We start from the raw sequence: 19,034 nt of genomic DNA on the forward strand, positions 1-19,034 counted from the left end.
TCCGCCTCTGGGCACCATTTTCCATGGCAATTGCGTAACCGTCCGACACACGTTTCGTTGGACTTTGCCGGAAAATGCTAGCGGGCGCAGATAAAATTCGACTTTGGTCCAGGACACGGAAGGATAGTCGTGCCTTTTTGGAAATCGCACAAGAAATATAGCGCAGGAACGTGGGACGATCGGCTCGATGGATTATTTTCATGCGGGGTAAACTACTCCGGTAAGACGATCCTTGATGTTGGCTGCAATATGGGCATCGTCGCTTATGAAATAGCCAAACGCAGACCGGCCTACATCCACGGCATTGACATTCTGAAGCCACACACCCGAGTGGCGCGTTCCATCTTTCTAGGATCGAACGTAGAAAGTCGATTTGACGCCATGAACCTGGGCAGCCGAAAGCTTCAATCTGTTCTAAATGACAGTTACGATATCGTGCTTCTTCTCGCTGTGTACCAGCATGTCCGCAGGGGGTTGGGCCAGGAGGAGGCCGATCGCATCTTCACCGACATCATCAACCGCGCACAGACGATTGTGGCGCGAGTCCCCGACGAAGACGACATCCGGCTTCAGTCTTTAATCGAGAGTGCTGGGTTCAGCTCATCGTATCGCCACAAGTCGCCACGCGGCAGTACAGTTCTGGCTTATCATCGCCACTAGACCGGGCGGATGGCGATTGCCTGCGCGACCCACGCACCAGACGTTGTGAGAGGAGGGTCGCCGCTCGATGGTCAGGGCGGTGGAAGAGCTGATGGTGCTGACCGGTGGATTTTGTGTCGCCGGATGATGCGATGGCGAACGCCCTTTCAGCGATGGCACTCAAGCGGCTGCGCGGTTCTGTTCGACGAACAGGCGGGCGCCCGATATCCTGCATCCGCTCTAGCGCAATTCCAAGAACGGCCTTCTGTCCGAAATTTAGCAAAAACGGTTAGGGTCTTTTTGGCTTTGATTGAGACAGTTCTGCCCGGGGAATTTCGAGGGCCTCGGTGCAGGTCGGCGTCGCAACCCGCCGGACTTTCGCATTTGCATAAAGTTTCTCAGATATAAATTAGCTCTTCGTTATATTTGGCAGTTATATGCGGAGGTGCGATTCAAAGGAGGAATTATGACATCCCGAAAGACTCTTTTCGCCGCGTTTGCCGTGTTCGCGCTTCTGGCATCTCCGGCGCTGGCCGGTGCAGGCGGTAACGGCCATGGTGGCGGTAATGGCCATGGTGGCGGCAACGGTAACGGCGGCGGCGGTAACGGCGGCGGCGGCAACGGCAATGCTGGCGGCAATTCCGGCAATAGCGGTTCGCAGGGCAAGTCGGCGACAGCCAAGGGGCAGGTGGCCAAGGCCGAAAAAGAGACTGTTGCAAGCGTTGACGACACTGAGCAGACCGTCTCTGTGTCCAAGGAAAAGAATATCCGTGCCAAGCTCGGCCGGTTGAATTCGCTGCAGCGCAACGTCAACGCCTACATGAACTCCAAGAGCAAGAGGTTCGCTGCCGTACAGGCCTTTGCGGTGGCGTCCGCGAACGCCCAGAACGCACAGGCCGCGGCTGACAAGGCGGCCGCGGCGGCGGTCGATGCTCAGGCCCAATTGGATTCCCTGAACGCGCAGCTCGACACGTTGAATGGGCTTACGCCTGACCAGATTGCAGCCATGACGCCCGAGGAACAGGCGGCCCTGCCGGGACAGATCGCGGATCTGGAAGCACAGGTCGCGGCCCAGGAAACCACGGTCTCGGATGCCGAAGCAGCTGCTGCCGCGGCCCAGACGGCTGCCGACCAGGCCGCTGTCGGCACCGACGATGCATCGCTCGACGCGGCACTGGCCGACATGGCCAACAAGCCCGTCGACGCCGAGGTCACGGACTGGGCCAAGGGTGTGCTTGCCGACAAGATCGACCAGTTGGCCGCCAAGCAGGCTCCGGCGCCGTAAAGCCGATCGCGGCTGAAACGACCCAGTCGAACGACCAAGCCGCCGGGTTTCGCCCGGCGGTTTTTTTTGACGGCACGACGGAAGAGGGGCGCGCTGTCCCGCCCGCGCCAAAAGGTTCCTGTGGGCGTCATCTGCCCTAGGGTCGGCGTCACCACGCACTGAGGGCTATTGGCGTCATCGGCCGACGTGCTGCAGTCCGGCGGCGTTGCCAGTAGCGAAATAGGCCTCGCCCGGATCGGACAACGGCGTTGCATCAATCGCGTTGCCGATGGTGGCCTGGGCCTGCCACCCAAAATGGTTCAGGAACGGCTCGGCCATTCCTCTATCATGATGACAATGGACGTCTACGGGCAAGTTGTTCCCGCGCGGCGATGATGTCGAGGAACTGGCTGCGGCCGAACGGGCACTTTTGGCCTGACGCGACATGAACGCGACATGGAGCTGAAAAGCTCAACGATTTCAACCATCGACAGCAGACTGAAAATCAGCATGTCGGTGGCTCGAATCCACTTCAAGGGCACCTCGCAATTTCAGTAGCTTGTGCCATGGCCGCCGATTTTGCTAATCAGTTGGCAGGGATCAGCCCGTCGGTGTCACGGCATGCCGCGCAGCGTTCTCCCCCGGCGAAACATCTTTGCTCGCATTGGGCGGATGACGGATTTGATTTGCTTGGTGATCCCCTATCCTTAGGGCAAACTGCCTGCTGGGGCTCCAGGAGGCGAAATGAGAGCACGCGCAGCAACGGTTGGCGATCTGGAAGCTCTTTTCCGTGATCTGTCCAAGCGGATATCGGACGAATACGCCGCGGCCGGCAAGGACAGCAAGATCGCCTACGACAATCTGATGATGAACTTGAAAGAGGGCCGTGCTCACGCGCTTGTCCAGGGCGAAAAGACCGTGGCGATCATCGCGTGGCACGAGAATAGCGACGCTGCCGATACGCTGTTCGCCGCACAGGAGGATTTCTTCAGTGCCGCGACAGTTCGCTTCTGCAAGCGGCACATTCGCCATATCCAGGCGCTCGCAGGCAACCTCCCCATTCACTCGCGCAGCTGGCTCCATAGACCGGACGTCGCAAAATGGTTCCGGATAATCGGCTATGTCGAGCGGGGCCAGGAGAATGGCGCCAAACTGTTCGAACTGCCGCCGGCTCCCGCCGCCTAAGAAATGCTGCCTCAACAGGTCCCACTTTCGGGTCCAATGCTCTAGCCAAAAAAGGCCCGCCGCTCCATTTGCGAAGCGGCGAGGCCCGATATTCGGGAACAACTTCCGGGCCGTTGCCCCGGCATTGCTTACCGTGCAATTCAGGTGCCAGACGGTTTGACCCAAAATGGGGCACCGCACCGGGAAAGCGCGAACCATCTTCCGCGATCACACCACTGCCATACCGCGCCATTCCTGCTATATTTGCTCGCGGCGGACCTGATTTCCGCTTGGCCGGCGCCCATCAGGCAATCTACCCCAACGCCCCCCCAACGTGGCGCCGGCCACTCTCCACCACCGACAATCTTCGCCACCGGCCCTATCTTGGCCGCCGGCCCAATCCTGGCCACCAGCACGTAACGCGCGGTCAGGCCGAAGCCAGCGACAGCGGTTCTTAATCCGCCTCCAGAGCGGCGGACTTTCAGGTCAAAACGCCCCGACTGGCGATTCCAGTCCGACAGATCGCCTGGAACGGCAGCACGATCCGACCTGAAGCGCGTCGCGTTCGACCGGGCGACGCGCTTCAGGTTGTTGTTTTTTTGCATGTCGTCACCGCAAAACCGCTGCACACTTTTGCGCGACATGCATTAAATCCAAAAAAGCGGTAGCAAGCCGCGGCCAGAAAGTGTTGAAGACCGTGCCGATCGCATTGAACGCGTCGCGATCCGGTTGCACTCGGCAAGGCTTGATGATTTGTTGCCGCTTCAAGGAGAATGAATGATGCACGAGCCTGCCGGTCAAGACGAATATGGGTCGGCCAGCCCCTTCGACCCGGACGACCTGACGACGTTGAACGTGATGGGTCCGGGTGTGGCCAGCAACGATTTCGAGAAATACGCGGTCGCCGTGATCATCGTGTTCGGCGCTCTCATCATTGGCGGCTTGATGGCCGCAACCCTGGCCTTGGGGCACCGCAACGGCTTCCTGTACGCGCTTGGCGGCGCCACCGCGGCGTGGATATCGGGAAATGCGCTCCTGCTCGATCGGCCGCGTATCTATGCCTTGTTCGTCGGCATCGCGGCGGTGATGCTGATTGCGTCCACCATAACGCTGGTCATCTGACCGAACAAAATTAATATCCGATCGCCTCGCCGGACGCGGCGCGGCTGTCGATGGCGCCATTGTAGCGGGCGCCGCCGCCCTTTTCGATCTCGGCCAGGCTCTTGCCGCCGACCAGGATACCGGCCGCCTGACCCCAGGTCGCATCGGCGACATCGAGGTGGTAGCCCATCCCGGCAAGCAGTTTTTCGGTATCGCGCGACAGGCCGAACGGTTCGACATAGACCGTGTCGGGCAGCCATTGGTGATGGATGCGCGGCGCGTCGATCGCCTCCTGGATGTTCATGCCGTGATCGACGACATTGACGATCGCTTCCAGCGTGATGGTGATGATGCGCGAGCCGCCGGGACTGCCGATGACCATGAACGGCTTACCGTCTTTGGCGACGATGGTCGGGCTCATCGACGACAGCGGCGTCTTCCTCGGGGCGATCGCATTCGCCTCGCCCTGGACGAGGCCGTAGAGATTGGGCACGCCCGGTTTCTGGGTGAAATCGTCCATCTCGTTGTTGAGCAGGATGCCGGTGCCGTCGGCGACGACGCCAGCGCCGAACGAACCGTTCAACGTATAGGTCACCGCGACGGCGTTGCCGTCATTGTCGACGATCGAGTAATGCGTCGTCTCCTGGCTCTCGCCAAAACCCTTCGGCATCAATTCCTGCGACACGCCGGCCCGGAACGGATCGATCTTTTCGCGGATTTCTTTCGCATAATTCTTGTCGAGCAGCATTTCGACCGGATTGTCGACGAAGTCGGGATCGCCGAGCGCCGAGTTGCGGTCGACATAGGCATGGCGCATTGCCTCGACCATGACTTTGACGGTTTCGGCAGAACCCGCGCCGAGATAGGACAGCGGGTAGAATTCCAGCACGTTGAGTATCTCGCAAATGATGACGCCGCCCGAGCTCGGCGGCGGCGAGGAGGAGATCTCATAGCCGCGGTAGTTGCAGGTCACCGGCTCGAGTTCGCGGACCGCGTAGGTCTCGAAATCCGGCTTGGCCAGAATGCCGCCCTTCTCCGCGCTCGCCCTGACGATGCCGTCGGCGATCGGCCCTTTGTAGAAGGCATCGCGACCTTGTTCCGAAATGGCTGAGAGCGAGGCGGCGAGATCGGACTGAACAAGGCGCTCGCCGATGGCATAAGGCTTGCCGTCCGGCTTCAGGAAGATGGCGGCCGCGGCCGGGTCCTTGGCGAGCCGCGCGGCACCGCCTTCGAGCGAAGCGACGTCGCCCTGCTCCAGCACGAAGCCGTCCTTGGCATAGCGGATGGCCGGCGCCATCAAGTCCTGCCGCGTCAGCGTGCCGTATTTTTCCCGTGCGGTCTCGAAGCCGGCCACCGAGCCCGGCACGCCGACCGCGAGATAGCCGTCGAGGCTGGCGCCTTTCACCGGCTTGCCGTCCTTGTCGAGATACATGGTTTTCGTCGAGGCGAGCGGCGCGCGCTCGCGGAAATCGAGAAAGGTCGAGCGGCCGTCCTTGAAGCGGATGGTCATGAAGCCGCCACCGCCGATATTGCCGGCGTTCGGGTAGACCACAGCCAGTGCATAGCCGACGGCGACCGCCGCGTCGACGGCATTGCCGCCCTTCTTCAGCACCTCGACGCCGACTTCCGACGCAAGATGCTGGGCGGTCACCACCATGCCATGCTCGCCCTTCGCCGGCTGCGGCGAGGCGGCGAATGCAGCCGCCAGCGGCGCAAAGGTCAAGGTGAGGGAAAGACTGAGTGCGATTAGGGTGCGGCGGTGCATGGCCGTTCTCCGAGGCGTGGGATGCGCCTAGAAAAGCCGTTTGGAGAGGGCGAGTCTACTGACAATGATGCGAGAAAGGCGAGGCTTGCACCTTCCACGAACTCTCAACCTGGGTTCCTCGCCCGCCGCGAAGCGGGGGAGAGGTGGCCGCGAAGCGGCCGGAGAGGGGGCTTCGTAGAGCGCGGGTCCCTCTCCGTCTCCGCTTAGCCGAGCCACCTCTCCCCACTTTCGTGGGGCGAGGGACCCAAGCTGGAATGAAGCCCCGCCTCAGGCGGGTTTTTTCGTTTCAGGCCGATATCAAACAATCCCGCCGCCGCCGCCAGCAACTGCCGGCCGTTCCGCCGCGATTTTGGCTCGGTAGCCGGCGGCGCGATAGGTGGCGACCGGATCGATGGCGCCGCCCGTGTTCAACCGCGCCATGGCGAGGATCGGCTCGACATCGGTGCGATAGGCGGCTTTAAGCGTCTGCGTCGCCATCAGCGCGTCATTGGTATCCTGATAGCCTTCCAGCGCCTGGCGATCGACCAGCAGCGCCTGCGCATAGGCGCGCTGCACCTCGACCGCCGACAACATCAGGCTTTCGATCGGGTCGGTAACATTGTGGCTCTGGTCGAGCATGTGAGCCGGATCGAAACCTTCGGCACCGGCAAGCTCGGCATCGACCAGTTCGTTGAAGACGAGGAACAGCCGGTAGGGATCGATCGAGCCGGCGTCGAGATCGTCGTCGCCATATTTCGAATCGTTGAAATGGAAGCCGCCGAGTTTCTTGAACTGGACCAGCCGCGACACGATCATCTCGATGTTGACGTTGGGCGCGTGATGGCCGAGGTCGACCAGGCAGAACGCCTTGTCGCCGAGCTCTTTGGCGATGATGTAGTTGGTGCCCCAATCCTGCACGACCGTCGAATAGAAGGCCGGCTCGTACATCTTGTGCTCGGTGAGCAGTTTCCAGTCGCCCGGCAGTCCGGCGTAGATCTCCTTCATCGCGTCGAGATAGCGCTCGAACGCCTTGGCGAAATTGACCTGGCCGGGGAAATTCGAGCCGTCGCCGATCCATACCGTCAGTGCCTTGGAGCCGAGCGTCTTGCCGATCTCGATGCATTCGAGATTGTGCTCGACGGCCTGCCGGCGGGTGCCGGCGTCGGCATGCGACAGCGAGCCGAATTTGTAGGAAAGTTTTTGGTCGCTGGCGTCGGAGAACGTGTTCGAATTCATCGCGTCGAAGCCGAGGCCGAAGCGCGAGGCTGCCTGTTTCAGCCGGTTCGGATCAGCCTTATCCCACGGAATGTGCAGCGAAACGGTCGGTGTCGCCTGCGTCAACTGCCGGATCACGGCGCAGTCCTCGATCTTGTCGAAGATGTCGCGCGGCTCGCCGGCGCCGGGAAAGCGGGCAAAGCGGGTGCCGCCGGTGCCGACGCCCCAGGACGGGATCGCCACGGCGAATTTTTCGACCTTGTCGCTGATAGCGTCGACGGCGATGCCCCGACGGTCGAGGCGCTCGCCGAGCGAGTCGTAGTCGCGCTTGAGGTCGGCCGCGCGCGCGGCGTTGTCCTTGTCGACGATGTCGGCGGAGATGATCTGTTCCATCGCCCGTCTCCGCTCAGCGCGTGAACGACTGGGCATTGCCGGCGTCGACATTGACGATGTTGCCGGTCGACTTGGCCGACATGTCGGAGGCGAAGAAATAGATCGCCTCGGCGATGTCTTCGGGCAACACCGAACGCTTCAGCATCGAGCGCGAACGGTAGTGCTCCTCCAGATCGTCAGTCGACATCTTGTAGGCGGCGGCGCGCTGTTCCTTCCACTCGCCGGTCCAGATCTTCGAGCCGCGCAGCACGGCGTCGGGATTGACGACATTGACCCTGATCTGGGCTTCCGCGCCCTCCAGCGCCAGGCAGCGCGCCAGATGGATCTCGGCGGCCTTGGCCGTGCAATAGGCGGCGGCATTGGGGGAGGCGGCAAGACCGTTCTTGGAGGCGACGAAGACGACATTGCCGCCGATCTTCTGCGCCCGGAACAACCGGAATGCTTCCCGCGAAGCGAGGAAATAGCCGGTCGACAAGATGTCCATGTTCTTGTTCCACAGCGCCAGCGTCGTCTCCTCGATCGGCGCCGAGGTTGCCAGGCCGGCATTCGACACCAGGATGTCGATGCCGCCGAACTCGACCGCCGTTTCGGCGAAACCGGAGATCACCTGGTCCTCTGACGTGACGTCGATCACCACCGGCCGCACGAAATCCCAGCCATAGTCCTTGGCCAACTGGTCATTGGCGCTGGCAAGGGCTGCCTCGTCGATGTCGGCCAGCACGACGCAGGCGCCCTCGCGCAGCAGCCGGTTGGCCGTCGCGCGGCCGATGCCGCCGGCGCCGCCGGTGACCAGCGCGATCTGGCCGGCAAGCGATTTCGGCTTGGGCAGGCGCTGCAGCTTTGCCTCCTCGAGCAGCCAGTATTCGATGTCGAAGGCTTCCTGCTCGGGCAGGCCGACATAGGTCGACACCGTCGAGGCACCGCGCATGACATTGATGGCATTGATGTAGAATTCGCCCGATATGCGCGCCGTCGCCTTGTCGCCGGCGAAGGTGAACATGCCGACGCCGGGCATCAGATAGACCACGGCGTTCGGATCACGCACGGGCGGCGAATCCGCATGCTTGCACCTGTCATAATAGGCCTGATAGCCAACGCGATACTCCGCCACATCGTCGGCAAGACGGGCAATGACGGCATCGACATCGGGATTTTTGGGGTCGAACTCGATGACCAGCGGCCGTATCTTGGTGCGCAGGAAATGATCCGGGCAGGAGGTGCCGAGCGCGGCCAGCGGGCGCAAATCCTTCGAATTGACGAATTCAAGCACTGCCGGCGAATCGTCGAAATGGCCGAGCTTGTGGCTTTTCTCCGAGATCAGGCCGCGGATCCTCGGCATCAGCCTTGCCGCCACGGCGCGACGCGCCGACGCGTCGAGCGATTTGACGATTTCGCCGCCGAAGATCGGCTTGCCTTCAGACTTGCGCTCGAACCAGTCGATTGCCTGGTTGATCACCGAGATCGTCGTCTCGTAGCATTCCCGGGGGGTGTCGCCCCAGGTGAACAGGCCATGGCTTGCCAGCACAACGCCCTTGGCCTCAGGGTTTTCGGAGCAGAATTTTTCCAGCCACAGGCCGAGCTCGAAGCCCGGGCGCTTCCATGGCAGCCAGCCGATCGCGTCGCCGAAGATCTCCCTGGTCAGCGCCTGCGAATCCTTGGCGGCGGCAATCGCGATGATGGCGTCGGGATGCATGTGGTCGACATGCGGCTTCGGCACGAAGGCATGCAGCGGCGTGTCGATCGAGGCCGCGCGCGGGTTAAGGTTGAAGGTGCAATGGGGCAGATAGGCGACCATCTCGTCCTCATGCTCGAGGCCGCGATAGAGACCCTTAAGCGCACGCAACTTGTCCATGTAGAGGGTGGCGAAACCGTCTGTTTTAATCGAGGCGCTGTCGCCGCCCGAGCCCTTCACCCACAGCACTTCCACGCTTTCGCCGGTGAGCGGATCCTTTTGCCAGATCTTGGAAGAGGTGTTGCCGCCGCCATAGTTGGTGACGCGCTTGTCGGAGCCAAGAACATTCGAGCGATAGACGAGACGTTCCGGCTCGCTCATGGCTTGGTTTTTCGCCTCATCCCAAAGATTGGCGAGGCGCGTGCCGGAGCGCTTGTCAAGCATAGGTAATCCTCCCGTGACGTGAGACGCGCAAACGGTGCGGTCAATTGCGACCGCATAGCGGGTCAGCTTCGGTCGGAATGTCCACGGAAGCGGCGGCCTTGTCAATCACAAACGATCAAGATTGATCATATTGCACTGCACAATGGAATTATATGATCGGAAATGATTGACACTGCGCGTTTTGGGTGCCTAGATGCCGAGGCAGGGAGGAACCATGCACGAAAAAGAGCGCCACAGGATCATTTTGTCCGCCGTCCAGGAAAAGCCTGTGGTGACGGTGCAGGAGATGGTCGACCTGACGGACTCGTCCGAGGCGACAATCCGGCGCGATATCGCCGCATTGCATGTGCAAAAGCGCCTGCGCCGCGTGCGTGGCGGCGCCGAGGCGATCACCCCGCCGCAATTCATCGGCCTTGCCGGCCGGCCTTTTTCCGTCAACGAGACGATCAACGCTGCGCAGAAGCGGGCGATCGCGCGGGACGCCGTGGAACTGTGCAAGGACGGCGAGCCGATCATCATCAATGGCGGCACCACCACCTTCCAGATGGTGCATTTCCTGACCGGCCGCCGCATGCCGATCTTCACCAATTCCTTTCCGATCGCCGAGCACCTGCTCAAGCACTCCAAGAACACGGTGATGCTGTCGGGCGGCACCATCTATCGCGAGCAGAACATCATCCTGTCGCCGTTCGACAATGACGTGACGCGCAATTTCTATGCGCGCCGCATGTTCATGGGCGCGCAAGGGCTCGGGCCGCTCGGCCTGATGGAAGGCGATCCGCTGCTGATCCAGGCCGAGCAGAAACTGATCGATCAGGCCGACGAGCTGGTGGTGCTGGTCGATTCGTCGAAGTTCCGCAAACGCTCGAGCCTGATCCTGTGCGGCCTGTCGCGCATCGCCACCGTCATCACCGACGACGGCATCGAGGATCGCGAGGCCAAGATGTTGGAGGCCGCCGGTGTGACGCTGGTCATCGCCCGCACAACGGCAGCCAACAAGGAAGAATCTTCGCTGCAGGCCTGAGGGTTCGCAGCGGCGATGGAATGCAACGCTCAAGGGAGGATATTCGATGAGCTTTCTGAAGAAATTGATGGTTACGGCGGCGTTCTCCGCCGCCATGTTCGTGAATGCCGCCTATGCCGAGAACGTCAAGATCGCACTGGTGGTGAAATCCCTCGGCAACGGCTTCTTCGATGCCGCCAACAAGGGCGCAGAAGAGGCTGCCAAGGAACTCGGCGACGTCGACATCATCTACACCGGCCCGACCAAGGCGACCGCCGAACCGCAGATCGAGGTGATCAATTCGCTGATCGCCCAAAAAGTCGACGCGATCGCCATTTCGGCCAATGACGCCGACGCGCTGGTGCCGGCGCTGAAGAAGGCGATGGATCGCGGCATCACCGTCATCTCGTGGGATTCGGGCGTCGCTCCGGAAGGCCGCCAGTTGCACCTCAACCCCTCGGACACCAACCTGATCGGCGAGACCATCATCAAGCTTGCCGCCGACTATCTGCCGGAAGGCGGCGATGTCGCCATACTGTCGGCTTCGTCGACCGCGACCAACCAGAACGCCTGGATCGAAGCGGCCAAGAAGGTGCTGCCCGAGAAATTCCCCAAGATCAATCTCGTCGCCACCGTCTATGGCGACGACGACTCGGCCAAGAGCACGGACGAGGCCAAGGGCCTGCTAAAATCCTATCCGAACCTCAAGGCGATCATCGCACCGACCACCGTCGGCGTTGTCGCCGCCGCCCAGGTGGTGACCGACCAGGGCCTGATCGGCAAGGTCAACGTCACCGGTCTGGCGCTGCCGTCGGAGTTCAAGAAGTTCATCGACAACGGCGCCAGCCAGGCGGTTGCGCTGTGGAACCCGATCGACCTCGGCTACTCGGCCGTCTACCTCGCCCATGACCTGGCGGTGAAGAAGGAGGAAGCCAAGCCGGGTGCGACGCTGTCGATCGGCCGCGTCGGCAAGGTCACGCTCGACGATACCAATTCGGCTGCAATGGCTCCGCCCTTCAAGTTCGACAAGTCGAACATCGAAGAGTTCTCCAAGATCTATTGATCCTGGAGCCCTTCAAGCCGGCGCGGCGGGGCAGAGGTTCCGCCGCGCCTTCAAACGAACCTTGCTTCAGGGCTTGATACGACCATGGACACGACAGCCCAACTCAACCCGACCACCGAGCAGCCTCTGACTCCGGTTCCGCGCCTGACCCTGTCCGGCATCTCGAAGAGTTTTCCCGGCGTGCGCGCACTGCACGATGTCAGCCTGTCGCTCTATCCCGGCCAGGTGACCGCGCTGATCGGCGAGAACGGCGCCGGCAAGTCGACGCTGGTCAAGATCATGACAGGCATCTACCAGCCTGACACAGGCACGATCAGCATCGATGGCCAGGCCGTCACCTTGCCCAGCGCGCATGCCGCCTTCGGGCACGGAATCACCGCCATCCACCAGGAAACCGTGCTGTTCGACGACCTGACGGTGGCCGAAAACATCTTTCTCGGCCATGCGCCGCGATCGCGCTTCGGCACCATCGACTGGCGCACCATGCGCAGACAAGCCCGCGAGGTGCTCGACACGATGGGCGCCGGCCACATCGACGCCGATGCGCGGCTGAAGGACCTCGGCATCGCCAACAAGCACCTGGTCGCAGTCGCCCGCGCCATGTCGATCGACGCCCGGATCGTCATCATGGACGAGCCGACCGCAGCGCTGTCGCTGAAGGAGATTGAGGAGCTTTTCCTGCTGGTCGAGTTCCTGAAGAGCGAAGGCAAGGCGATCCTGTTCATCAGCCACAAGTTCGACGAGATCTATCGCATCGCCGACCGCTATACGGTGTTCCGCGACGGCGAGATGGTCGGCGAAGGCCTGATCAGGGATGCCGGCCAGAGCCAGATCGTGCGCATGATGGTCGGCCGCGCCGTCGATCACATCTTTCCGCAACGCAAGGCCGAGATCGGCGCGCCGGTGCTTGCCGTCTCCGGCCTGTCGCACCCGACCGAGTTCGACGACATCGGCTTCGAGCTGCACAGAGGCGAGATCCTCGGCTTCTACGGCCTTGTCGGCGCCGGGCGCAGCGAGGTGATGCAGGCGATATCAGGCATCACCCGCACCACCAGCGGCACCATCACGCTGGAAGGCAAGGCGATCGTGCCGAAATCGGCGGCGGATTCGATCGACGCCGGCATCGTCTACGTGCCGGAAGAACGCGGCAAGCAAGGCGTGGTGATCGGCCTGCCGATCTTCCAGAACATCTCGCTGCCCTCGCTCAAGCGCACGTCCAAGTCAGGTGTGTTGCAGCTGGCGGAAGAATTCGCGCTGGCCCGTTCCTACACCGAGCGGCTCGACCTGCGCGCCGCCTCGCTCAGCCAAGATGTCGGCACACTGTCGGGCGGCAACCAGCAGAAGATCGTCATCGCCAAATGGCTGGCGACCGCGCCCAAGGTGATCATCCTCGACGAGCCGACCAAAGGCATCGACATCGGCTCGAAGGCCGCCGTGCACGGCTTCATGGCTGAGCTGGTCGCTCAAGGGTTGTCGGTGATCATGGTGTCGTCCGAACTGCCCGAAATCCTCGGCATGTCCGACCGGGTCGTCGTCATGCGCGAGGGCCGCATCGCCTCGATCTATGACAACAAGGGGCTCGACGCCGAAACGCTGGTCAAGACGGCAGCGGGGATCGCAGCATGAAGGCTCTTCTCAGATATCGCGAAGTCTGGCTGCTCGCGGCCATCGTTGTGCTGATCGGGCTGATCTCGATGCGCTTTCCGGGCTTTGCCGCCTTCGGCAATCTGCGCCAGGTGTTCAACGACACCTCGATCCTGATGATCCTGGCGCTGGGGCAGATGGTGGTGATCCTGACCCGCTCGATCGACCTGTCGATGGCGTCGAACCTGTGCTTCACCGGCATGGTGGTGGCGATGCTGAACGCCGCGCATCCGGCAATCCCGATCCCGCTGCTGATCGTCATCGCGCTTCTGGTCGGCCTGGTGCTCGGCGCCATCAACGGTTTTTTGGTATGGCGGCTGAACATTCCCTCGATCGTGGTGACGCTCGGCACGCTTACCATCTATCGCGGCGCCACCTTCGTCATTTCAGGCGGCGCCTGGGTCAATGCCGATCAGATGAGCCCTGATTTCATCGGCCTGCAGCGCGCGGCCTTTCTCGGCATTCCGGTGCTGTCGTGGATCACCATACTGGTCATCGCCTTGTTCTTCCTGTTGATGACGCGCACCGCGCTCGGCCGCTCGATCTATGCCATCGGCGTCAATCCGACCGCATCGATCTACGCCGGCATCGATGTCGGCCGCACCAGGTTCATCGTCTTCTGCATCTCGGGGATGGCCGCCGGTCTGTGCGGCTATCTCTGGATCTCGCGCTATGTCATCGCCTCGGTCGAGGTCGCCAATGGCTACGAGCTCAACATCATCGCCGCCTGCGTCATCGGCGGCATCTCGATCGCCGGCGGCATCGGCTCGGTCGGCGGCGCGGTGCTCGGCGCGCTGTTCCTCGGCATCATCTCCAACGCGCTGCCGGTCATCAACATCTCGCCGTTCTGGCAGATGGCGATTTCGGGCAGCGCCATCATCCTGGCCGTGGTGCTCAATGCGCGCGGCGAACGCCGGCAAGGCCGCATCATTCTCAAGAAGGCGGAAGCGGCATGACCGACACCCCAGCCCCACGCCACATTCCCGACCGGCTCGACACGCCGTTCAGCTCGGCGATCTTCTCGTGGGAGGCGCTGCTGGTCGCGGTGGCGGTCGCCATCTTCGCCGTCAACAGCTTCGCCTCGCCCTATTTTCTCGACGCGTGGTCGCTGTCGGACCTGACCTTCAACTTCACCGAAAAGGCGCTGATCGCGCTCGCCATGGCGCTGCTGATCATTTCCGGAGAGATCGACCTGTCGGTCGCCGCCATCATTGCGCTGGCCTCGACGATGATGGGCATGGCGGTGCAGGCCGGCGCCGGCACACCGGTGCTGGTGGCGATCGGCATCCTGGTCGGGCTCGGCTGCGGCGCCTTCAACGGCCTGCTCGTCACCAGGCTCGGCCTGCCGTCGATCGTCGTCACCATCGGCACGATGAGCCTGTTTCGCGGCATCGCCTTCATCGTCCTCGGCGACCAGGCCTACAAGGGCTATCCCGCGAGCTTCGCCTTCTTCGGCCAGGGCTATGTCTGGTGGGTGGTGTCGTTCGAGCTGACGCTGCTCCTCGTCGCGGCGGTCATCTACTGGTTTCTGCTGCACCGGACCAGCTTCGGCCGCCGCGTCTTCGCCATCGGCAACAACCCGGTCGCGGCGCAGTTTTCCGGCGTGCGCGTCGGCCGCATCAAATTCATCCTGTTCTGCCTGACCGGACTGATGGCGGGCATCGCCTCGGTGCTGATCACCTCGCGGCTCGGCTCGACCCGGCCATCGATCGCGCAAGGCTACGAACTGGAAGTAATCACCATGGTGGTGCTTGGCGGCGTCAGCATCCTGGGCGGCGCCGGCAGCATTCTGGGCGTGGTGCTCGCCGCCTTCATCATGGGGCTGGTGACTTTCGGCCTGGGGCTGCTCAACGTGCCAGGGATCGTCATGTCGATCTTCATCGGCCTGCTGCTGATCATCGTCATCGCGCTGCCGATCGTCTGGCGGCGGCTGCGGCGGGAGCGTTTTACCTGATGGCCGAAAAATTCGCGTTCAAGATGAAGCTCAATCCGGGGATGAAGGCCGAATACAAAAGCCGCCATGACGACATCTGGCCGTCGCTGGTGGCGCTACTCAAACAGGCCGGCGTTTCCGACTATTCGATCCATCTCGACGAAGAGACCAACATACTGTTCGGCGTGCTGTGGCGGCTCGGCGACCATGGCATGGACGAATTGCCGAAGCACAAGCTGATGCAGCGCTGGTGGGCGGAAATGGCCGACATCATGGAGACCGGGCCTGATAACGAGCCGGTGGCGGTGCCGCTGGAAACAATGTTCCATATGGAATGACCCGCCACGTCGCCGTCATCGATATCGGCAAGACCAACGCCAAGGTGGCGCTGGTCGATCTCGCCGATGTACGCGAAGTCTCGCTGCGCCGCACGGCGAATGCGCCCGTTGCCGACGGTCCCTACCCGCACCACGATGTCGAGCTTCTGTGGTCGTTCATCCTCGACAGCCTCGCCGAGATCAATCGCGAACAGCGCATTGAAGCGATATCGATCACCACCCATGGCGCGACGGGCGTGCTGGTGGACGCTGCCGGCGAGCTGGCGCTGCCGGTGCTCGACTATGAATTTGCCGGGCCCGACACCCTTGCCGAGGACTATGACAGGATCCGTCCGGCCTTCGCCGAGACGGGCACGCCGCGCCTGCCGGCCGGCCTCAATCTCGGCGCGCAGCTGTTCTGGCAGCAGAAGCGCTTCCCGGCGGAGTTCGCCAAGACCGCCGCGATGCTGATGTACCCGCAATACTGGGCGTTGCGCCTGACCGGCGTCACCGCCAACGAAGCGACCTCGCTCGGCTGCCACACCGACCTGTGGAACCCGTGGAAGGCGGATTTTTCGTCGCTGGTCGACAAGATGCAATGGCGCCATCTGATGGCGCCGGTGCGGCCGGCGAAGGATCGCCTCGGACCGATCCTGCCCGCCCTTGCCACACGGACCGGGCTTGATCCGCAAACGCCGGTGTTTTGCGGCTTGCACGATTCCAACGCCTCGCTGCTGCCGCATCTCCTGTCCGATACGCCGCCCTTCTCGGTCGTCTCGACCGGCACCTGGGTGGTGTCGATGGCGGTCGGCGGCAACAAGGTCGCGCTCGACCCGGCCCGCGACACGCTGGTCAATGTCAACGCGCTCGGTGATCCGGTGCCGTCGGCACGCTTCATGGGCGGCCGTGAGTTTTCGCTGCTGACGGAAGGCCTGTCGGAAGACTGGACCGAAGCGGATATCGCCACAGTGCTCGCGCGGAAGACGTCCCTGCTGCCTTCGACCCAACAGGGTTCGGGGCCGTTCGCGCATCACAGAGCCGCTTGGCTTGACGCGCACGGCATCAACAACGGCCAGCGCTTTGCCGCCATCTCTTTCTACCTGGCGCTGATGACCGCGACCTGCCTCGATCTGATCGGCGCCGACGGCCCGACCATCGTCGAGGGCCCGTTCGCCCGCAACCGGCTTTTCACGCGCATGCTCGCTGCAGCGACGGCACGCGCCGTCAATGCGTCCGAGGCCGCAACCGGCACCAGCATCGGCGCCGCCCTGCTGGCGTCGGATCATGGAACGGCCCAGGGCAAGGCCGAAAAGATCGAACCGCCGGCCGACCCAGCCTGGGCGGATTATGGACGTTCATGGTGCGCGGCGGTCGGCGCGCAGGGCTGATCACAAAATCCGCTTGCCAAAGGCCGACATGACGAAGTTGACGGTGTCTGTCGCAATCCGCGGTTCCAAAGCTGATGTCAGGCCGGAAACGTCCATCGACAACAGCCCGCCGGACAACGCGATCGCCTCCATCGCCTGATGCGTTTCGCGCACCGTGATGCCGCCGGAGCCCGCCGCCCAGCCGGCGAATTCGGTCACATCAGGCGAATAGCTGACATGGAAGCCTTGCGTGCCGGAGGTGGCGATGCGGATCGCCTCGTGCATTACGTCGCGCATGCCCATGGCGTCGATGTCGGTCATGGTGAAGGCGCAGACGCGCGAATCCTTCAGCACCCGGGCCTCGGCCGGATCGGCATGGCGCAAACCGACGATGACGACATTTTCCGGCGACAGTTGTGGCTGCAGCGCGCCGGGCTTGTGATCGAGGCCGAGCGCCCGCGCCAGCACCGAACATTCAGGCAGATCGATGCCGTCTTCGTCCTCGGGCATCAAGGCCGCGATGGAGTCGATCCAGATCAGACCGAAGGAGTGCGTCGCCCGCGCCGTCGCCGTCAGCGCCTTGTGGGCGATGCGCCGGTCGCTGCCGGCGGTGAGCCGGACCAGGCCGGACGGCGGCCGCTCGATATCGGCCAGTTCGACGACATCGAAATTCATCGCCTCCAGCCGGGCGCCGGTCGCCTCCCTGGCCAGGATGCAGGCCGCCGCCGGTTCGGCAGATATCGACACCATCTTGCGGCCGGAAAAATCCTCGACATCGTGCATTGGCGCCTTTTCGACATATTCCGAGGTCATCGCCAGCAGCATGGCGCCATAGCTCATACGGAAGGCGACACGGTCGCCGACGGCGGGTGGCGGCTCGGCATCGGTCACGTCGAGAAGCAGATGGTCGCTGGAGGCGCCAAGCACCCGCACGCCCTTGGCAATCGGCGTCAAACCTTCGATCAACACATCCTCGCGGCCGATATTGGCGATGGCGCGCAACCTGTCGCCATCGTCGGCAAACACCGGCTGGTTGCCGAAAGCGTCGTAGCCGGATTGGCCGATCGGCCGCGACGGCTTCAGCTTGACCTCGATGATGTCGCTGGTCAGCCGGCAGGCGTCGGGTTCGAGTTCGGCCCACGGCGTCTCGCGAAAAGTTTCGACGCCACCTTGCAGGATCGCCTCGCCAACCCGCAGATTGTTGATGCCGGCGGGCAGCCTGCCTTCGAGCAGCAGCGTCAGCGACGATGATGCCCCGCCCGAGATCCAGTCGAGCCTTGCGCCGGACAGGCGCTCGGTCTTGTAGGCATGGGCGACGAGCTGCCCGAGATTTTCCTGCGTCGGCATGATGGCGCCGAAGCAGCCGAGATTGGTGCCGATGCCGGCAATGCGAACGCCCCTGAGCGCCAGGATCTGCTCGACCGTCGGAATGAGGTCGTTCGGCCAGATGCCTTCCCTGAGGTCGCCAAGATCGATCATCAGCATGATGTCGTGGACGCGGCCCATACGCTCGGCGATGCGCGACAGCTCGCGGATGGTGGCGAGCTCGGATTGCAGGCTGATGTCGACGGTGCGCACAACCTCCTCGATGCGCGCCATCGGCGGGCTGCGCAGCAGCATGATCGGCGCATTGATGCCGCTGTCGCGCAGCCGGCGGATGTTTTCGAAGCGCGATTCGGCGATGCCGGCAACGCCGCCGCGCAGCATGGCGCGCGCCACCTGCGGCATGCCGCAAGTGCCCTTGGTGACGCCGAAGACCTTGATGCCGGACAGGGCGCAGCGGTCGACGATGGTGCGTGCGTTGCGCTCGATGCGGCCAAGGTCGATGGCGACTTGCGGTCCGGACATTTTTCTACTCAGAATTTGTGCACGGTATTAGACGCATTTATCTCGGTGTCGCCTAGCTGGCGACAATCAATATGAATCCGCATTGGGGTCGTGTTCATGCCGGAAACCAGGGCTCTTGTATGTGGGCATGTCTTTCGCGCAGAGAGGCCCGTCACATTGGTCATTCGTCATCTCGATGGGGAGTGGCAACTAACCTGTGGCGAGCACGATCATCCCACAGACT

General features: G+C 62.6%; 17 protein-coding genes and 1 pseudogene. 12 read left to right on the top strand and 6 right to left on the bottom strand.

Translation table 11 applies throughout. The features are described from left to right. Positions 1-129: 129 nt before the first annotated feature. Positions 130-660 (top strand): class I SAM-dependent methyltransferase, encoded by a 531-nt coding sequence (locus BQ8794_RS10640; protein WP_167378698.1) that lies wholly within the window; start codon positions 130-132, stop codon positions 658-660. A gap of 481 nt (positions 661-1,141) precedes the next feature. Continuing rightward, positions 1,142-1,924, top strand: coding sequence for a hypothetical protein (locus tag BQ8794_RS10650; protein ID WP_167378699.1), 783 nt, complete (start codon positions 1,142-1,144; stop codon positions 1,922-1,924). A 174-nt stretch (positions 1,925-2,098) separates the two neighbouring features. On the opposite strand, the gene BQ8794_RS35580 is transcribed toward BQ8794_RS10650, so the two are convergent. Continuing rightward, positions 2,099-2,242: a hypothetical protein gene (locus tag BQ8794_RS35580; RefSeq protein WP_167378700.1), complete on the bottom strand. Its 144-nt coding sequence runs from the start codon at positions 2,240-2,242 to the stop codon at positions 2,099-2,101. Here BQ8794_RS35580 and BQ8794_RS36380 point away from each other — a divergent pair. Both BQ8794_RS36380 and BQ8794_RS10655 read left to right on the top strand, forming a co-directional pair. Continuing rightward, positions 2,174-2,342 (top strand): annotated as a pseudogene (locus BQ8794_RS36380) (site-specific integrase); the annotation flags it as partial. The gene BQ8794_RS35580 and the pseudogene BQ8794_RS36380 overlap by 69 nt on opposite strands. A gap of 305 nt (positions 2,343-2,647) precedes the next feature. Beyond that, positions 2,648-3,088 (top strand): hypothetical protein, encoded by a 441-nt coding sequence (locus BQ8794_RS10655; protein WP_077376668.1) that lies wholly within the window; start codon positions 2,648-2,650, stop codon positions 3,086-3,088. Positions 3,089-3,228: 140 nt separating this feature from the next. On the opposite strand, the gene BQ8794_RS34590 is transcribed toward BQ8794_RS10655, so the two are convergent. Continuing rightward, entirely contained in the window at positions 3,229-3,711 is a 483-nt protein-coding gene (locus BQ8794_RS34590) for a hypothetical protein (protein WP_143744520.1), read from the bottom strand. A gap of 133 nt (positions 3,712-3,844) precedes the next feature. On the opposite strand from BQ8794_RS34590, the gene BQ8794_RS10660 reads away from it, so the two are divergent. Then, a complete protein-coding gene (locus BQ8794_RS10660) occupies positions 3,845-4,189 on the top strand; it encodes a hypothetical protein (RefSeq protein WP_167378701.1) in 345 nt (114 codons plus the stop codon). 10 nt (positions 4,190-4,199) lie between these two features. On the opposite strand, the gene ggt is transcribed toward BQ8794_RS10660, so the two are convergent. From ggt to BQ8794_RS10675, 3 genes are all read right to left on the bottom strand, one after another. Then, on the bottom strand, positions 4,200-5,933 hold the full coding sequence (ggt, locus tag BQ8794_RS10665) for a gamma-glutamyltransferase (protein WP_077376671.1): 1,734 nt from the start codon (positions 5,931-5,933) through the stop codon (positions 4,200-4,202). Between the two features lie 297 nt (positions 5,934-6,230). Next, positions 6,231-7,520 (bottom strand): L-rhamnose catabolism isomerase, encoded by a 1,290-nt coding sequence (gene rhaI, locus BQ8794_RS10670; protein ID WP_077376674.1) that lies wholly within the window; start codon positions 7,518-7,520, stop codon positions 6,231-6,233. A 13-nt stretch (positions 7,521-7,533) separates the two neighbouring features. Next, on the bottom strand, positions 7,534-9,636 hold the full coding sequence (locus BQ8794_RS10675; RefSeq protein WP_077376677.1) for a bifunctional rhamnulose-1-phosphate aldolase/short-chain dehydrogenase: 2,103 nt from the start codon (positions 9,634-9,636) through the stop codon (positions 7,534-7,536). A gap of 214 nt (positions 9,637-9,850) precedes the next feature. Between BQ8794_RS10675 and BQ8794_RS10680 the strand changes: the two genes are divergently transcribed. The 7 genes from BQ8794_RS10680 to BQ8794_RS10710 all read left to right on the top strand — a co-directional run bounded on the left by BQ8794_RS10680 (position 9,851) and on the right by BQ8794_RS10710 (position 16,984). Further along, positions 9,851-10,660, top strand: a complete 810-nt coding sequence (locus BQ8794_RS10680; RefSeq protein ID WP_077376680.1) for a DeoR/GlpR family DNA-binding transcription regulator — start codon at positions 9,851-9,853, stop codon at positions 10,658-10,660. Between the two features lie 46 nt (positions 10,661-10,706). Beyond that, the gene (rhaS, locus tag BQ8794_RS10685) at positions 10,707-11,702 is read left to right on the top strand and encodes a rhamnose ABC transporter substrate-binding protein (protein WP_077376683.1); all 996 of its coding nucleotides are present in this window, start codon (positions 10,707-10,709) and stop codon (positions 11,700-11,702) included. Positions 11,703-11,786: 84 nt separating this feature from the next. Then, positions 11,787-13,328 (top strand): sugar ABC transporter ATP-binding protein, encoded by a 1,542-nt coding sequence (locus BQ8794_RS10690; protein ID WP_077376687.1) that lies wholly within the window; start codon positions 11,787-11,789, stop codon positions 13,326-13,328. Continuing rightward, on the top strand, positions 13,325-14,302 hold the full coding sequence (locus BQ8794_RS10695) for an ABC transporter permease (RefSeq protein WP_077376690.1): 978 nt from the start codon (positions 13,325-13,327) through the stop codon (positions 14,300-14,302). Before BQ8794_RS10690 ends, BQ8794_RS10695 begins: the two co-directional genes overlap by 4 nt. After that, positions 14,299-15,300: an ABC transporter permease gene (locus tag BQ8794_RS10700; RefSeq protein WP_077376693.1), complete on the top strand. Its 1,002-nt coding sequence runs from the start codon at positions 14,299-14,301 to the stop codon at positions 15,298-15,300. The genes BQ8794_RS10695 and BQ8794_RS10700 overlap by 4 nt, the downstream gene beginning before the upstream one ends. Next, complete coding sequence (locus tag BQ8794_RS10705) at positions 15,300-15,617, top strand: L-rhamnose mutarotase (RefSeq protein WP_077376696.1); 318 nt, start codon at positions 15,300-15,302, stop codon at positions 15,615-15,617. Before BQ8794_RS10700 ends, BQ8794_RS10705 begins: the two co-directional genes overlap by 1 nt. Then, positions 15,614-16,984: an FGGY-family carbohydrate kinase gene (locus BQ8794_RS10710; protein ID WP_077376699.1), complete on the top strand. Its 1,371-nt coding sequence runs from the start codon at positions 15,614-15,616 to the stop codon at positions 16,982-16,984. Before BQ8794_RS10705 ends, BQ8794_RS10710 begins: the two co-directional genes overlap by 4 nt. Here the strand turns inward: BQ8794_RS10710 and BQ8794_RS10715 are convergent, their stop codons facing one another. Next, complete coding sequence (locus BQ8794_RS10715) at positions 16,985-18,811, bottom strand: alanine racemase (RefSeq protein WP_077376702.1); 1,827 nt, start codon at positions 18,809-18,811, stop codon at positions 16,985-16,987. It abuts the gene before it with no gap. Between the last annotated feature and the right edge of the window lie 223 nt (positions 18,812-19,034).

The sequence above is a fragment of the Mesorhizobium prunaredense genome (genome assembly GCF_900156895.1).
GTDB lineage: Bacteria > Pseudomonadota > Alphaproteobacteria > Rhizobiales > Rhizobiaceae > Mesorhizobium > Mesorhizobium prunaredense.

What these genes read in the sequence shown, in the direction of transcription:
- BQ8794_RS35580 (WP_167378700.1), bottom strand. Translation starts at nt 2,242, where the DNA reads ATGGCCGAGCCGTTCCTGAACCATTTTGGGTGGCAGGCCCAGGCCACC.
- BQ8794_RS10655 (WP_077376668.1), top strand. Translation starts at nt 2,648, where the DNA reads ATGAGAGCACGCGCAGCAACGGTTGGCGATCTGGAAGCTCTTTTCCGT.
- BQ8794_RS34590 (WP_143744520.1), bottom strand. Translation starts at nt 3,711, where the DNA reads ATGTCGCGCAAAAGTGTGCAGCGGTTTTGCGGTGACGACATGCAAAAA.
- BQ8794_RS10660 (WP_167378701.1), top strand. Translation starts at nt 3,845, where the DNA reads ATGATGCACGAGCCTGCCGGTCAAGACGAATATGGGTCGGCCAGCCCC.
- ggt (WP_077376671.1), bottom strand. Translation starts at nt 5,933, where the DNA reads ATGCACCGCCGCACCCTAATCGCACTCAGTCTTTCCCTCACCTTGACC.
- rhaI (WP_077376674.1), bottom strand. Translation starts at nt 7,520, where the DNA reads ATGGAACAGATCATCTCCGCCGACATCGTCGACAAGGACAACGCCGCG.
- BQ8794_RS10675 (WP_077376677.1), bottom strand. Translation starts at nt 9,636, where the DNA reads ATGCTTGACAAGCGCTCCGGCACGCGCCTCGCCAATCTTTGGGATGAG.
- BQ8794_RS10680 (WP_077376680.1), top strand. Translation starts at nt 9,851, where the DNA reads ATGCACGAAAAAGAGCGCCACAGGATCATTTTGTCCGCCGTCCAGGAA.
- rhaS (WP_077376683.1), top strand. Translation starts at nt 10,707, where the DNA reads ATGAGCTTTCTGAAGAAATTGATGGTTACGGCGGCGTTCTCCGCCGCC.
- BQ8794_RS10690 (WP_077376687.1), top strand. Translation starts at nt 11,787, where the DNA reads ATGGACACGACAGCCCAACTCAACCCGACCACCGAGCAGCCTCTGACT.
- BQ8794_RS10695 (WP_077376690.1), top strand. Translation starts at nt 13,325, where the DNA reads ATGAAGGCTCTTCTCAGATATCGCGAAGTCTGGCTGCTCGCGGCCATC.
- BQ8794_RS10700 (WP_077376693.1), top strand. Translation starts at nt 14,299, where the DNA reads ATGACCGACACCCCAGCCCCACGCCACATTCCCGACCGGCTCGACACG.
- BQ8794_RS10705 (WP_077376696.1), top strand. Translation starts at nt 15,300, where the DNA reads ATGGCCGAAAAATTCGCGTTCAAGATGAAGCTCAATCCGGGGATGAAG.
- BQ8794_RS10710 (WP_077376699.1), top strand. Translation starts at nt 15,614, where the DNA reads ATGACCCGCCACGTCGCCGTCATCGATATCGGCAAGACCAACGCCAAG.
- BQ8794_RS10715 (WP_077376702.1), bottom strand. Translation starts at nt 18,811, where the DNA reads ATGTCCGGACCGCAAGTCGCCATCGACCTTGGCCGCATCGAGCGCAAC.